This is a genomic window from Bacillus sp. WP8 (assembly GCF_000800825.1).
Lineage (GTDB): Bacteria > Bacillota > Bacilli > Bacillales > Bacillaceae > Bacillus > Bacillus safensis.
Window position 1 is genome coordinate 883349 of record NZ_CP010075.1, and the last position, 14884, is coordinate 898232.

The following is a 14884-nucleotide window of genomic DNA, read 5'->3' on the forward strand; positions in this document are numbered from 1 at the left end:
TCCTTCAAAACATGTCTCTAGCGAGACAGGATTGTTCTTTGAAAACTAGATAACAATAAGTAATACATTCACATTGAATGCAATGCAAAGTTCATCACACATAGTGATTCTTTCTAAAGTAAGAAATGGTTAAGTTAGAAAGGGCGCACGGTGGATGCCTTGGCACTAGGAGCCGATGAAGGACGGGACGAACACCGATATGCTTCGGGGAGCTGTAAGCAAGCTTTGATCCGGAGATTTCCGAATGGGGAAACCCACTGCTCGTAATGGAGTAGTATCCATACTTGAATACATAGAGTATGAGAAGGCATACCCGGGGAACTGAAACATCTAAGTACCCGGAGGAAGAGAAAGCAAATGCGATTCCCTGAGTAGCGGCGAGCGAAACGGGAACAGCCCAAACCAAGAGGCTTGCCTCTTGGGGTTGTAGGACACTCTATACGGAGTTACAAAGGAACGATATAAGCGAAGAGGTCTGGAAAGGCCCGCCAAAGAAGGTAACAGCCCTGTAACTGAAATGTTGTTCTCTCCAGAGTGGATCCTGAGTACGGCGGAACACGTGAAATTCCGTCGGAATCCGGGAGGACCATCTCCCAAGGCTAAATACTCCCTAGTGACCGATAGTGAACCAGTACCGTGAGGGAAAGGTGAAAAGCACCCCGGAAGGGGAGTGAAATAGATCCTGAAACCGTGTGCCTACAAGTAGTCAGAGCCCGTTAACGGGTGATGGCGTGCCTTTTGTAGAATGAACCGGCGAGTTACGATCCCGTGCAAGGTTAAGCAGAAGATGCGGAGCCGCAGCGAAAGCGAGTCTGAATAGGGCGCATGAGTACGTGGTCGTAGACCCGAAACCAGGTGATCTACCCATGTCCAGGGTGAAGTTCAGGTAACACTGAATGGAGGCCCGAACCCACGCACGTTGAAAAGTGCGGGGATGAGGTGTGGGTAGGGGTGAAATGCCAATCGAACCTGGAGATAGCTGGTTCTCTCCGAAATAGCTTTAGGGCTAGCCTCAAGGTAAGAGTCTCGGAGGTAGAGCACTGATTGGACTAGGGGCCCCTACCGGGTTACCGAATTCAGTCAAACTCCGAATGCCGATGACTTATCCTTGGGAGTCAGACTGCGAGTGATAAGATCCGTAGTCGAAAGGGAAACAGCCCAGACCGCCAGCTAAGGTCCCAAAGTATACGTTAAGTGGAAAAGGATGTGGAGTTGCTTAGACAACCAGGATGTTGGCTTAGAAGCAGCCACCATTTAAAGAGTGCGTAATAGCTCACTGGTCGAGTGACTCTGCGCCGAAAATGTACCGGGGCTAAACGTATCACCGAAGCTGCGGACTGTTCTTACGAACAGTGGTAGGAGAGCGTTCTAAGGGCTGTGAAGCCAGACCGGAAGGACTGGTGGAGCGCTTAGAAGTGAGAATGCCGGTATGAGTAGCGAAAGACGGGTGAGAATCCCGTCCACCGAATGCCTAAGGTTTCCTGAGGAAGGCTCGTCCGCTCAGGGTTAGTCGGGACCTAAGCCGAGGCCGAAAGGCGTAGGCGATGGACAACAGGTTGATATTCCTGTACCACCTCCTCACCATTTGAGCAATGGGGGGACGCAGGAGGATAGGGTAAGCGCGGTATTGGATATCCGCGTCCAAGCAGTTAGGCTGGGAAATAGGCAAATCCGTTTCCCATAAAGGCTGAGCTGTGATGGCGAGCGAAATTTAGTAGCGAAGTTCCTGATTCCACACTGCCAAGAAAAGCCTCTAGCGAGGTGAGAGGTGCCCGTACCGCAAACCGACACAGGTAGGCGAGGAGAGAATCCTAAGGTGATCGAGAGAACTCTCGTTAAGGAACTCGGCAAAATGACCCCGTAACTTCGGGAGAAGGGGTGCTTCTTAGGGTGTTAAAGCCCCGAGAAGCCGCAGTGAATAGGCCCAGGCGACTGTTTAGCAAAAACACAGGTCTCTGCGAAGCCGTAAGGCGAAGTATAGGGGCTGACGCCTGCCCGGTGCTGGAAGGTTAAGAGGAGCGCTTAGCGTAAGCGAAGGTGCGAATTGAAGCCCCAGTAAACGGCGGCCGTAACTATAACGGTCCTAAGGTAGCGAAATTCCTTGTCGGGTAAGTTCCGACCCGCACGAAAGGCGCAACGATCTGGGCACTGTCTCAACGAGAGACTCGGTGAAATTATAGTACCTGTGAAGATGCAGGTTACCCGCGACAGGACGGAAAGACCCCGTGGAGCTTTACTGCAGCCTGATATTGAATGTTGGTACAGCTTGTACAGGATAGGTAGGAGCCTTGGAAACCGGAGCGCTAGCTTCGGTGGAGGCATCGGTGGGATACTACCCTGGCTGTATTGACCTTCTAACCCGCTGCCCTTATCGGGCAGGGAGACAGTGTCAGGTGGGCAGTTTGACTGGGGCGGTCGCCTCCTAAAATGTAACGGAGGCGCCCAAAGGTTCCCTCAGAATGGTTGGAAATCATTCGCAGAGTGTAAAGGCACAAGGGAGCTTGACTGCGAGACCTACAAGTCGAGCAGGGACGAAAGTCGGGCTTAGTGATCCGGTGGTTCCGCATGGAAGGGCCATCGCTCAACGGATAAAAGCTACCCCGGGGATAACAGGCTTATCTCCCCCAAGAGTCCACATCGACGGGGAGGTTTGGCACCTCGATGTCGGCTCATCGCATCCTGGGGCTGTAGTCGGTCCCAAGGGTTGGGCTGTTCGCCCATTAAAGCGGTACGCGAGCTGGGTTCAGAACGTCGTGAGACAGTTCGGTCCCTATCCGTCGCGGGCGCAGGAAATTTGAGAGGAGCTGTCCTTAGTACGAGAGGACCGGGATGGACGCACCGCTGGTGTACCAGTTGTTCTGCCAAGGGCATCGCTGGGTAGCTATGTGCGGACGGGATAAGTGCTGAAAGCATCTAAGCATGAAGCCCCCCTCAAGATGAGATTTCCCATTCCGCAAGGAAGTAAGATCCCTGAAAGATGATCAGGTTGATAGGTCTGAGGTGGAAGCGTGGTGACACGTGGAGCTGACAGATACTAATAGATCGAGGACTTAACCTATATTCTAATGTGAAACATGAACATTGTTATCTAGTTTTGAGAGAACATTTTTAAAATATCTCTTGATTTATTTTCAATACATAGTATAATATCTTTTGTCACTAAATTGTCTGGTGATGATGGCGAAGAGGTCACACCCGTTCCCATACCGAACACGGAAGTTAAGCTCTTCAGCGCCGATGGTAGTTGGGGGTTTCCCCCTGTGAGAGTAGGACATCGCCAGGCTTTCTTCATTCCGCAGTAGCTCAGTGGTAGAGCTATCGGCTGTTAACCGATCGGTCGTAGGTTCGAATCCTACCTGCGGAGCCAATTTGGAGAGCTGTCCGAGTGGCCGAAGGAGCACGATTGGAAATCGTGTAGGCGGTAACCCCGTCTCAAGGGTTCGAATCCCTTGCTCTCCGCCACAATTTACATAATAAAAGGCCCGTTGGTCAAGCGGTTAAGACACCGCCCTTTCACGGCGGTAACACGGGTTCGAATCCCGTACGGGTCACCATTTTTATAGAATATATACCAGCATTTTTTATTCGGAGGATTAGCTCAGCTGGGAGAGCATCTGCCTTACAAGCAGAGGGTCGGCGGTTCGAGCCCGTCATCCTCCACCATATCTTTTATATCGTCGCGGGGTGGAGCAGTTCGGTAGCTCGTCGGGCTCATAACCCGAAGGTCGCAGGTTCAAATCCTGCCCCCGCAACCAAAATGGTCCGGTAGTTCAGTTGGTTAGAATGCCTGCCTGTCACGCAGGAGGTCGCGGGTTCGAGTCCCGTCCGGACCGCCATTTTTCAAAAGAATACTTGGCTCGGTAGCTCAGTTGGTAGAGCAACGGACTGAAAATCCGTGTGTCGGCGGTTCGATTCCGTCCCGAGCCACCACTATTTGCCGGTGTAGCTCAATTGGTAGAGCAACTGACTTGTAATCAGTAGGTTGGGGGTTCAAGTCCTCTTGCCGGCACTGTTTTTCAAATGTGGAGGGGTAGCGAAGTGGCTAAACGCGGCGGACTGTAAATCCGCTCCCTCCGGGTTCGGCGGTTCGAATCCGCCCCCCTCCACCATTTTTTATTTTCATAGGGGCATAGTTTAACGGTAGAACAGAGGTCTCCAAAACCTCCGGTGTGGGTTCGATTCCTACTGCCCCTGCCAATTATACTTTATAATTCATTACATCTATGGCGGTTGTGGCGAAGTGGTTAACGCACCAGATTGTGGCTCTGGCACTCGTGGGTTCGATTCCCATCAATCGCCCCATTTTATTATTGGGCTATAGCCAAGCGGTAAGGCAACGGACTTTGACTCCGTCATGCGTTGGTTCGAATCCAGCTAGCCCAGTTGATGTGCGGAAGTAGTTCAGTGGTAGAACACCACCTTGCCAAGGTGGGGGTCGCGGGTTCGAATCCCGTCTTCCGCTCCAATAATGGCGGCATAGCCAAGTGGTAAGGCAGAGGTCTGCAAAACCTTTATCCCCGGTTCAAATCCGGGTGTCGCCTTTTTTGAAAAGACTGCCGGGGTGGTGGAATTGGCAGACACACAGGACTTAAAATCCTGCGGTAGGTGACTACCGTGCCGGTTCAAGTCCGGCCCTCGGCACCATTGTTTTTAATATAAGATGCGCTCTTTAATGATCATGCCGGTGTGGCGGAATTGGCAGACGCGCACGACTCAAAATCGTGTTCCTCACGGAGTGCCGGTTCGACCCCGGCCACCGGTATCTAGTTTTAGATATTCTTTATTATCGTCAAATACAGAAGAATTAAGGAATATCAACGTTTAAAACGTCTTTCTACAAATTGTAGGAGGGCGTTTTTATTTGTTTTTTAGCTGATTTTTCACACGAAAATATCACTTCAAATTGTGTTAAAAGGAGATTATCTTTTACTTTATTGATGGTTACCTTATTATTAAACTAAAAGGGCAGGATAATTGAAGAAGGATGAGATAAATTGTACATAGGAGAGATGTTGTCATGATTACGGTTAAAAATGCTGAAAGTTATCTTAAAGATAGCATTGATGAAGATACCGATGATATAAAAAAGGTTTGGGAAACATTTAAGGCTTTTTCAAAGGAGACAGTTGAGGGCGAAGAAGATAAAGAAATTTTATTTCAGTGTGGTGTCTATGACTTTACAGGAGAGGAACTATTTCATTTTGACCTTGTACGTCAGTTTACAGTTTATGAAGAAGATGATTATTCTCACATGGAACAACTACACTGTGAATTTTTATTTAAACCAACAAGCGAGTTAAAAAAGTTAAAGGTGGTAGAAGAATGGTCAATGGATTATGACGATATCGATCATTTTTTTAATCATATTGAAAGTATTCATGAGTTTAAAATACCTTTGAGTTTAAAGCCGATAAAATCAGAAATATATCAAGAAGAACTTTGATTTTTATTTTATAAACGGGTACTTTACTTTAAGAGGGTATACCTTGCCTTTTAGGAATAATTTATCATGGATTGCCGGTTCAGCTCCGGCCATCGGTATCTATTAAAAGTTTCATGATTGGTTTTTACCGTGAACCTAACGTTTCACCCTTGTGGTAAGCGTTTTTTTTTTGGTTTAAATGAGTTATTAAAAATAGAAACCTATTAGAAAATAATGAGCATGTACTTCTTTTAGCAGAATAATCTTTAGATGATTTGCAACATTTGATAGGATATATTTAACCATGTAAGGAAACAAAATGGGGCAGCACATTCACATAAAACAGTGTACAACCTTTGAGTAACTAAAAATATTTGGGTAAATACGCATCTTTAGCTGATATCATCATTGTGATCCAAATTTAGGGGAGAATTTATGAAAAAACAAAATGATCATGAAGAGTTATTGACAGGTGGCAATATCTCGAACGTATATCGTTCGGGAGATACGGTTCGTCGAGAAGTAAAGTCAGACAATATCAATATACGAAAGCTGCTAAAGCATTTAGAAAAAAAGAATTTCTCCTATGCTCCAAAGTTTTTAGGGGTTGATGAAAAAGGTAGAGAGATCTTGTCTTTTATTGAAGGCGAAGCTGGCCATGATCCCTTAAAAGAATTCATGTGCTCTCACCAAGCTTTAAAAGAAATAGCGAGAATGCTTAGACTGTATCATGATGCTGTTTGTGATTTTCCCATTTCAGACGATTGGGAACGAATGGACAATACGCCTAACAACATAGAGGTTGTATGCCATAATGATTTTGCTATGTACAATATCATTTTCAATAACGAAAAACCAGTAGGAATTATTGATTTTGATGTAGCTGCTCCTGGTCCAAGGCTTTGGGATATCGCATATACTCTGTATACATGTGTACCTATCAGTAGGTTTTTTCGCACCAAAACAGGAGATATCGTGAACTATCATTCATCAGAACATGCAGACCATATAAAGCATAGAGTGAAACTGTTTTTTGAAGCTTATGGGGAGGAAATAGCAGAAGATTATTTGGATATGGTGCTGTTGCGTTTAAAAGGGTTATGTCAGTACATGAAACGAAAAGCGAGTGAAGGGGATATCGCTTTTCAAAACATGATTCATGAGGGGCACCTTGAGCATTATCAAAAAGACATTCAATTCATTCATGAACATAGAAAAGATTGGATGTAAAGAGGCGGCGTTGTTATTGCAAACGAAGACGATATTACAGACCATCATTAAAGACGAGGGATCACATGATTATCCTCTTTTTAGACAGTACTGTGTGAAAAAAGAACAGGGCCTGCGTAAAGATGCGCTAAAAGTTCTTCAGGCCTTTATTGAAGAGATGAGAGAGAACGATTTTGAAGTACAGCGTTCATTTGTTTCTTGGCTATTTGAGAAGATTGAACGGTTTGAGGATGGTCATCATTTGCTTGTGTATCCATTGATAATTGGGGTGATTCAGCCTGTTCTGCAAGAGTGGGAGAAGGTTGACCCAATGGATGTGAGACCATATCGCTGGCAGGGCTTGTTTGTACATCAGGGAGAAGGGCTGCCCTATTTATTGAAAGCACTAGAGCTTGGAGGCAGCAAGGAGCAGCGTGTGATTGTTCGAATTTGTGAAATCTATTTATCGGCCTTGTGGTATTCGTTTCATCATATACATGAAGATCTTTATTTAAGCATCTATGAGAAAGACCAAGAGCGAATTCAAGGTATTGAAGATGTCATGATGCTGATTGAAGATAAGAGGATTCGCTCTAATGTTGAAAAACAAGCAGCCTATTATGATCAGCTTTTATCGGACTGGAAGAAATTTCAGCAAACGGAGACAAGAGGCTTCATGAAATGGTGTGCGGAGCGTAAGAAGCCGTATGAGTGGGTAGAGGCTTTTTATTATCAACAATAGATGAGGAAACGGCAGAATTCATTCTGCCGTTTATTTATACCATATTCGTTCTATTTCTACATGATCTGGTTTGAAATATTTCAGGATATAGACATCTGGATTGCTTAATTTTTCCCACTCCTTGAATCCAATCGTTGGATCGGCATGTTTAAGAAGCAGGCTCATGATATTACCATGTGTGATGAATAGGGTATGATCTTTTTCTAATTTTATTTGTTCGTGGAGCACTTCTACAATACGATTCATGGCTTCTTGGCTCGATTCTCCGCCTTCACAGGTCATATGTAAGTCTGTAAAACTGAGCTTTAGCTTCTCATACCAATTGTCTATTGGCTTGCTGCTTAATACACGTTCAGAGAGGCGCTGATCGATTTTTATCTCGAGCTGTTTTGCATGAGCAAGGGGCTCAGTAGTTTGGATCGCTCGTTTATAAGGACTTGAGATAATCTGATTAAGATGAATGCTGGAAAAAAACTGTGACAGTTCGTGAGATTGAGTGATGCCTTGTGGTGTTAAAGCTGCATCTTTAGATTGTCCATCTGCTTGGCAGTGTCTGACGATATAATATGTTTTCATTGGATACACCTTTCATTGAGTATAAAAAAATCATCCAGTATTGGATGAGGATTTGTGAAGAGCTAGGTAAGCTTGTTCGTATCTGTTTCTTTATAGGGATCTGTGAGCTTGGAGGTCAGGTCTAGGTTGAACAAAAAATCATCGACGGTGTCTGTGCCAAAGGGAAGTGTGGAGAAGTTGATTTGGATGCTGTCTTCTTGCTTTTCTGAAGCGACTTGCTGTGCAGGCTGCTTTTTTCTCCAGTTCTTAAACAAGCGCATGTGAGGCCCCCTTTTCTTTGAAAAAGATGGATTTATACATAATATACGGGGAGAGTTGTCCAGGCGTCAAATGTTTTCTTCAAAAGGAACGATTCAATTGATAAAACAAGAGCCACAGGAAAGTGCGGCTCTTGTTGTTTCAGTTTACATTGCGCGTTGTAATGCTTGTAGTAATTTACGTTCGCATCTTAAGTTGTATCGCTTCTTATGGAGTTTCTCCGTTTTAAACCTGCCTATGAGACGCCGGACACCGGGATCATAAATGATGAGCTCCCTGCAAGTTTGATCAAGTAATAGTGCTTTAAACCAGCTATATTTTTTGAGATGTGCTGCGTTCCTTGAGATATCCTCTTCATCCACTTGTAGAAAAGGGATATACACAGCAAGTGAAAAGATGTCTAAAATGAATCCCATTTTGCTTCCTCCTTTCATATTATTCATTACGCTTAGGAGAAGGCAAGGTTTCATTCAATAAACGTTAAAAACAATCCCAGTGCATAAACCATTCTTTTGATTCTTTGTCATAATAGAAATACATCGTGCCGTTATCACCAATCATGAAACGAGGTTTTTCTTCTGAGGCGATTTGCAGCATGAATTCGCCTTGTTGTTGATGGGGTGGGGATTGAATATACGCCCCATACCCACCGATTTTTGTGAACGAATAATTTGTGTATTGATTAAAAAAGTGGTCTGTCGCTTCTTCACTTTCGTTTACTTCTGTTAGATCCACATATGACCATGCTTCTTCCCAGCAAGGGAAATCCCTTTGCTCACTTTTGTTCCATTGGATTTGAAAGGGTTTGAGTCCTCTCACTTCTTCAGGAGTCTCAGCTACTTCTAAACCTTCGATTGATGCATATTCAATGAGCTTCCAGCCTTCGCCGTTTTTTGTGATATCAATCGGAAGTGCTTTCTGGTTGAGGAAAATTTGAATCAGCTTACACTCATTGAAGCCGTTCATTCCTCCTGGCACTTCTGGTAAATAAATTTGTAAGATCGGAATCATGGAACCATCTTGATCTGTCGGCCAGCCCTGATGAGGATCGATGAAAAAATGGCCTGCAAACCAGCTGTGTACAGCTGGATCAGGACGGAACCCGCCTATTTTGGCAATGGCTGGCGTTTTCCCAATTAGATTTAATTCTTGAAAAGCTTTGATCTCCATCTAATGTCCCTCCAGCTGTTAGCCTGCAATGTGTGCATCATGAAATGTGCCATTTATATTTCCTGTGATAATAATGACATGTCCCCAAAATAAATCACCGTCATGATAGTAGACTTCAAACTCTCCCTCAGGGTAAACATGCAGGCTTTCAAGTGAAATGCGGCTCATAAATTGATTCAGTGTGAGTTCTTCTTGCTTTTCAGCTGATTCGTCTTGTTCCTGCCAATCCTTTGCTAGATCTATCAGCTGATTCGCGGCAAATGATTTAATAGAAGAATCCCATTTGGCTTGTTCTGGTATGAGTTGTTTTGCTGTAGAAAGTGAGTCATTTATTTTTTCATCTTCTTCGAGGTTGAAGTAGAGAAGGCACTCTTCATTGCTCCATTGGATCGTCTTTTCAAATAAGTCTAGTCCTTTCACTAGCTCAAAGGTTCCAAGTGTATCATCATGGTAAAACACAGGCTTTTGGGCTTGTTCTAAAATTTCTTGAAGTGCTTGATCCTTTGTATCTGTATTGATCAAAGATACAAGCATGAATTCACCTTCGCCTTTTCGAACCTGAAGTGTAACGATTGATTCTTTATGTAATTGTGACTGCTTTTCCCTTAATCCTTCGTCATCTGTTAACCAGCAAAGTCTTACATTTTCGTTTGTGATATGGCCGTTTTCCTTCCAGGCAATTAGTGGAATAGAAGCGGTCCAAAGAGGTGCCTGTCCTGCTTTTCCTGCCCCTACACCAGAAGGTCCTGTAACAGCAATGATAGTGACTATATCTTCTGAAAATCTTCCTTCAAAAGTGTTGATTTGTTTGTTAATCTTCATGTGATGTCCTCCAGCTCGATATTTTTGTTATGAACATAAGGATGATATGATCAAAATCTACCTCTTAATCACACCGCACATTAGTAGGGGAAATCAAGCTTTTTTTGTTTAAAACTGTTTTTTTAGGAGGTACATGGATTAATGAAGGTTGAGTCACAATAAAAGAAGCATGGATCGAATTTTGTATAAATTTGGGTAAGTGAGTCGAAAAGCCTAGGTGATTCTTCCTTTTCTTTATAATTACTTTGACACGAATAGATGAAAAAAGTAAAGTAATACTGAGTGATTTACAAAACCTTCTTCATCCACTAAAACATGAAGTGTGCGTAAATTTAATGTAAATGGATATTTTTCCTTTTATTTACTCGTATTTTTTTTGAAACTTATGATGCCTCTCGTTCGTTATATTAAAGGAGCGCATGTATCCGGCGGAGACAGAGCATCGGAATGCTTGACGAAGAAGATTTACATTTGCAAAATGAATGTAAATTTTTTATGATTTCATTTATATCAGAACGATGATAAGAAAGAAGAGGTTTTATGAAAAAAATATTTGCGAACAAATATAGCTTTTTTGTTTTGGCTGTCCTATTATTCTGGGCTAAATCATACACAGCCTACAAAATGGACTTTAATTTAGGAGTGAAAGGTTCTTTTCAAGAGGGGCTTCTCTTATTGAATCCATTTAGTTCAGCCATTGTGTTTTTTGGACTTGCTCTCTTTTTAAAGGGGCGTAAATCTGCCATTGTTTTAATTGTTATTGATTTTATTATGACCGCACTTTTATATGCAAATGTAGCGTATTACCGTTTCTTTGATGACTTTTTGACTTTCTCAACAATGAAGCAGGCAGGAAATCTTGGGGGAGGCATGACTGGCGGTGTGTTAGCAAGCATTAAGCCGCATGACCTTTTATACTTCCTTGATATCATCATCTTGATTGCGATTGTCATTTGGAGACCGGAAGTGAAGAAGTTCCAAATGAAAAAGACGTTTGCACTGCTGATTGTAGCTGCAGGTATTGGACTGTTATTTGTAAACCTTCATTTGGCTGAAAAGGATCGTCCAGAATTATTAACGAGAACCTTTGATCATAAGTATGTTGTCAAATACTTAGGTGTTTACAATTATACGATTTATGACGGGGTACAAGCAGCACAAAACGCAACGCAGGTTGCAAATGCAAGCAGTGAAGATTTAACGGATGTTGTGAACTATACGTCTTCTCACTATGCGAAGCCAAATGCAGAGTATTTTGGAAAAGCAAAAGGTAAAAACATTATTAAAATTCATTTAGAAAGCTTCCAGTCTTTCTTAATTGACTACAAATTAAATGGAGAAGAAGTGACTCCATTTTTAAACAAACTGGCTCATGGGAAAGATGACTTTACGTATTTCGATAACTTCTTCCATCAGACTGGTCAAGGGAAGACATCTGATGCTGAGCTGATGATGGATAATAGTATGTTTGGCTTGCCAGAGGGAGCAGCATTTGTGACAAAGGGTGAAAATACCTTCCAATCACTACCTGCCATCCTAGATCAAAAAGCAGGCTATACGAGTGCAGTGCTTCACGGGGACTATAAATCTTTCTGGAACCGTGACACGATTTATAAACATATGGGAATTGATCAATTCTTTGATGCTTCCTATTACAACATGGATGAAGAAAACCTTGTGAATATGGGTCTGAAGGATAAACCGTTCTTCAAAGAATCAATCCCAATGCTAGAATCAATGAAAAAGCCATTTTATGCACATTTAATGACACTGACAAATCACTATCCATTTAATTTAGATGAAAAAGATGCGACAATCGCTAAGGCAACAACGGGCGATAAAACAGTCGATAACTATTTCCAAACAGCAAGATATTTAGATGAGTCATTAGAGCAATTCTTCAAAGACTTGAAAAAATCAGGTATGTATAAAGACTCAGTCATTTTATTGTATGGTGACCATAACGGTATTTCTGAGAACCATAACCGTGCAATGAGTGAAATTCAAGGGAAAGAAATCACTCCTTATCAAAATGCACAAAACCAGCGTGTTCCGCTCATGATTCGTATTCCTGGTAAGAAGGGCGGCGTGAACCATACGTATGGTGGTGAAGTCGACGTGATGCCAACACTTCTTCACTTACAAGGTATCGATTCAAATGAATTCGTGAATTTTGGAACAGACTTATTCTCTAAAAAGCATGATGAGACTGTTGCCTTCCGTAATGGAAACTATGTGACACCGAAATACACACTTGTCGATAATACCGTTTATGATACGAAAACGGGTAAAGTGGTGAAACAAAATAAAAAGACAGAGGCGATTAAAGCCCGTGTTGATAATCAGTTAAGTCTTTCAGATAAAGTGCTCTATAGGGATCTTCTTCGATTCCATAAGTTATCTGATTTCAAACCAGTGAATCCATCGGATTATTTCTATGGTAAAGCAAACAAAGAAAAAGAAGCGGATTCTTCTGCTAACTAACTGAGTTTTGGGCAAGCACAGAAAGGTGCTTGCCTTTTTCTCTCTCTTTGCTTGATTTGTTGGCAAAATATGTTTATATTTAGGGAGAAACAAGCGTGATGCTGGCTGGCAGCTGGTGACACACATTTCGTCCTTGGGGAATTCAGGAGGAGCTTATGACAACAAATACAAAAACACAAAAAAAGAAATCAGAATTATTGGGCTGGATCAAAGCCATCTTAATCGCATTTATTGCTGTTTTTATCATTCGGAACTTTTTATTCGCACCGTACATTGTGAAAGGGACTTCTATGAAACCAACACTGCAAGACACAGAGCGGGTTTTTGTGAATAAAACGGTTGATTATTTCGGTGATTATAAACGGGGACAGATCATTGTTCTTGATGGGGAAGATCGCAGCACTCATTATGTCAAACGATTGATTGGTTTACCTGGTGATAAAATTGAAATGAAAAATGATCAGCTATATGTCAATGGTCAAAAAGTGGCAGAGCCTTACTTAGCGTCAAACAAAAAGAAAGCAGCGGCAGATGGTACTTTGCTGACACCTGATTTTGGCCCTCTGACTGTTCCAAAAGGAAAGTACTTTGTCATGGGGGACAATCGCCAAAATTCAATGGACAGCCGCAACGGCTTAGGTCTTTTTACAAAGCGCGATATTCAAGGAACTACCTCATTTGTATTTTATCCTTTCCAAGACATTCGATTACTCAATCATTAATAAACAAGAAAAAAGCACACAGCCGTGTGCTTTTTTCTATGTCATTCAGACTGACTTTTGGTAATCGCCTGTTCAAGATCTGCAAGAATATCTTCAATCGCTTCTGTTCCAACGGATAAACGAATGAGCTCTGGTGTGACACCTGTCGCTTTTTGTTCTGCCTCGCTTAATTGTTGATGCGTTGTGCTGGCAGGATGAATGATGAGAGATTTAGAATCGCCCACGTTTGCGAGATGGGAGAAAAGTTTCACAGAATCAATGAGCTTTTTACCTGCTTCGCGTCCACCTTTGATACCGAATGTGAGGATTGCGCCTTGTCCTTTTGGTAAATAGGTTTGAGCAAGTTCATAGGATTCGTGACTTTCAAGGCCCGGATAGCTTACCCAATCGACAAGAGGATGATCCTGTAAGAACTGTGCTGTTTTCAACGCATTTTCACTATGCCGCTCAAGACGAAGGTGTAATGTTTCTAAGCCCTGCAGAAGTAAAAATGAGTTGAATGGCGACAGAGCTGCCCCTAAATCACGTAAAAGCTGTACTCGTGCTTTTGTGATATAAGCCGCTTCTCCAATAGCTTCTGTATATGTTAGACCGTGATAACTTGGATCTGGTTCAGTCAGCCCTTTGAACTTATCGCTGTCAGCCCAAGGGAATCGGCCGCTATCAACGATGACGCCGCCAATTGATGTACCATGACCGCCAATAAATTTCGTCGCTGAATGGACGACAATGTCTGCACCGAACTCAATAGGTCTTAATAAATAAGGGCTGGCGAGTGTATTGTCCACAATAAGCGGGATATGATGCTTGTGTGCAATGGCTGAGATGGCTTCAATATGTAAAATGTCGCCTTTTGGATTCCCAATGCTCTCTGCATACACTGCCTTTGTTTTGTCTGTGATCGCTGCTTCAAGTTCTTCAAGGTTGGATGAGTCGACGAATTTTACTGTAATTCCGAGTTTTTTGAGTGTATGGGCAAATAAATTGTAGGTGCCGCCATAAAGACTACTTGAGGAAACGATTTCATCCCCGGCTCCTGCAATGTTTAAAATAGAATAAGTCGTCGCTGCTTGCCCAGAAGAAACAGCAAGTGCACCAATCCCACCTTCAAGCTCTGCGATACGCTTTTCAAATACGTCATTTGTCGGGTTCATAATACGTGAATAAATATTTCCCGGTTCCTGAAGACCGAATAAATTCGCTGCATGATCACTATCTCTAAAACCAAAGGAGCTTGTTTGGTAAATAGGCACGGCTCTTGAATAGGTCGCTGAATCAAGTTCCTGACCTGCGTGAATGGCTTTTGTTTCTAAACGAAATGGACGTTCTTCTGACATGTGTGTATCCTCCTTTTGTTAGATAAAACCAACTGTTTTGATAAGAAATATTTAATAAGACTATAAATCTTGTTCACTGCTCGGTCAATCATTTTTTAGATAAATCTGAAAAAACAATAAATATAGTTGACAGGTAGGAATA

General features: G+C 42.7%; 11 protein-coding genes, 16 tRNA genes and 2 rRNA genes. 23 read left to right on the forward strand and 6 right to left on the reverse strand.

Going from position 1 to position 14884, the window contains the following annotated elements; translation table 11 throughout:
- The first annotated feature begins 127 nt into the window (after window positions 1-127).
- The 21 genes from QR42_RS04245 (at window position 128) to QR42_RS04345 (ending at window position 7373) form a co-directional block, all read left to right on the forward strand.
- Window positions 128-3058 (forward strand): 23S ribosomal RNA (locus tag QR42_RS04245).
- 109 nt (window positions 3059-3167) lie between these two features.
- Window positions 3168-3283, forward strand: a 5S ribosomal RNA gene (gene rrf / locus QR42_RS04250).
- A gap of 9 nt (window positions 3284-3292) precedes the next feature.
- A tRNA-Asn gene (locus QR42_RS04255) sits at window positions 3293-3367 on the forward strand.
- A gap of 4 nt (window positions 3368-3371) precedes the next feature.
- Window positions 3372-3462: transfer RNA gene (locus tag QR42_RS04260), tRNA-Ser, on the forward strand.
- Window positions 3463-3479: 17 nt separating this feature from the next.
- A tRNA-Glu gene (locus tag QR42_RS04265) sits at window positions 3480-3554 on the forward strand.
- 33 nt (window positions 3555-3587) lie between these two features.
- A tRNA-Val gene (locus QR42_RS04270) sits at window positions 3588-3663 on the forward strand.
- A 15-nt stretch (window positions 3664-3678) separates the two neighbouring features.
- A tRNA-Met gene (locus tag QR42_RS04275) sits at window positions 3679-3755 on the forward strand.
- A 4-nt stretch (window positions 3756-3759) separates the two neighbouring features.
- Window positions 3760-3836, forward strand: a tRNA-Asp gene (locus tag QR42_RS04280).
- A gap of 18 nt (window positions 3837-3854) precedes the next feature.
- Window positions 3855-3930, forward strand: a tRNA-Phe gene (locus tag QR42_RS04285).
- A gap of 6 nt (window positions 3931-3936) precedes the next feature.
- A tRNA-Thr gene (locus QR42_RS04290) sits at window positions 3937-4009 on the forward strand.
- 15 nt (window positions 4010-4024) lie between these two features.
- Window positions 4025-4109 (forward strand) — tRNA-Tyr (locus tag QR42_RS04295).
- Window positions 4110-4123: 14 nt separating this feature from the next.
- A tRNA-Trp gene (locus QR42_RS04300) sits at window positions 4124-4197 on the forward strand.
- A 29-nt stretch (window positions 4198-4226) separates the two neighbouring features.
- Window positions 4227-4302: transfer RNA gene (locus QR42_RS04305), tRNA-His, on the forward strand.
- A gap of 9 nt (window positions 4303-4311) precedes the next feature.
- Window positions 4312-4383: transfer RNA gene (locus QR42_RS04310), tRNA-Gln, on the forward strand.
- A 7-nt stretch (window positions 4384-4390) separates the two neighbouring features.
- A tRNA-Gly gene (locus tag QR42_RS04315) sits at window positions 4391-4465 on the forward strand.
- Between the two features lie 5 nt (window positions 4466-4470).
- Window positions 4471-4541: transfer RNA gene (locus QR42_RS04320), tRNA-Cys, on the forward strand.
- A 14-nt stretch (window positions 4542-4555) separates the two neighbouring features.
- A tRNA-Leu gene (locus QR42_RS04325) sits at window positions 4556-4644 on the forward strand.
- A 36-nt stretch (window positions 4645-4680) separates the two neighbouring features.
- Window positions 4681-4762 (forward strand) — tRNA-Leu (locus tag QR42_RS04330).
- A gap of 255 nt (window positions 4763-5017) precedes the next feature.
- Window positions 5018-5443, forward strand: coding sequence for a hypothetical protein (locus QR42_RS04335; RefSeq protein ID WP_039177337.1), 426 nt, complete (start codon window positions 5018-5020; stop codon window positions 5441-5443).
- 414 nt (window positions 5444-5857) lie between these two features.
- Window positions 5858-6652: a phosphotransferase gene (locus QR42_RS04340; RefSeq protein ID WP_039177340.1), complete on the forward strand. Its 795-nt coding sequence runs from the start codon at window positions 5858-5860 to the stop codon at window positions 6650-6652.
- A gap of 16 nt (window positions 6653-6668) precedes the next feature.
- Window positions 6669-7373 (forward strand): hypothetical protein, encoded by a 705-nt coding sequence (locus QR42_RS04345; protein ID WP_039183031.1) that lies wholly within the window; start codon window positions 6669-6671, stop codon window positions 7371-7373.
- A 30-nt stretch (window positions 7374-7403) separates the two neighbouring features.
- Here the strand turns inward: QR42_RS04345 and QR42_RS04350 are convergent, their stop codons facing one another.
- The 5 genes from QR42_RS04350 to QR42_RS04370 form a co-directional block, all read right to left on the reverse strand.
- Complete coding sequence (locus tag QR42_RS04350; protein WP_039177341.1) at window positions 7404-7949, reverse strand: histidine phosphatase family protein; 546 nt, start codon at window positions 7947-7949, stop codon at window positions 7404-7406.
- Window positions 7950-8011: 62 nt separating this feature from the next.
- Window positions 8012-8209 (reverse strand): hypothetical protein, encoded by a 198-nt coding sequence (locus tag QR42_RS04355; RefSeq protein WP_039177342.1) that lies wholly within the window; start codon window positions 8207-8209, stop codon window positions 8012-8014.
- Window positions 8210-8353: 144 nt separating this feature from the next.
- A complete protein-coding gene (locus QR42_RS04360; protein WP_039177345.1) occupies window positions 8354-8623 on the reverse strand; it encodes a hypothetical protein in 270 nt (89 codons plus the stop codon).
- A 64-nt stretch (window positions 8624-8687) separates the two neighbouring features.
- A complete protein-coding gene (locus tag QR42_RS04365; RefSeq protein ID WP_039177346.1) occupies window positions 8688-9377 on the reverse strand; it encodes a DUF1963 domain-containing protein in 690 nt (229 codons plus the stop codon).
- 18 nt (window positions 9378-9395) lie between these two features.
- Entirely contained in the window at window positions 9396-10199 is an 804-nt protein-coding gene (locus QR42_RS04370) for a DUF2262 domain-containing protein (protein WP_039177349.1), read from the reverse strand.
- A gap of 540 nt (window positions 10200-10739) precedes the next feature.
- Here QR42_RS04370 and QR42_RS04375 point away from each other — a divergent pair.
- The gene (locus QR42_RS04375; protein WP_039177351.1) at window positions 10740-12683 is read left to right on the forward strand and encodes a lipoteichoic acid synthase; all 1944 of its coding nucleotides are present in this window, start codon (window positions 10740-10742) and stop codon (window positions 12681-12683) included.
- A 155-nt stretch (window positions 12684-12838) separates the two neighbouring features.
- Complete coding sequence (gene lepB, locus QR42_RS04380; protein WP_039177354.1) at window positions 12839-13405, forward strand: signal peptidase I; 567 nt, start codon at window positions 12839-12841, stop codon at window positions 13403-13405.
- A gap of 41 nt (window positions 13406-13446) precedes the next feature.
- Here the strand turns inward: lepB and QR42_RS04385 are convergent, their stop codons facing one another.
- A complete protein-coding gene (locus QR42_RS04385; protein WP_039177356.1) occupies window positions 13447-14742 on the reverse strand; it encodes a homocysteine synthase in 1296 nt (431 codons plus the stop codon).
- Window positions 14743-14884: the final 142 nt, after the last annotated feature.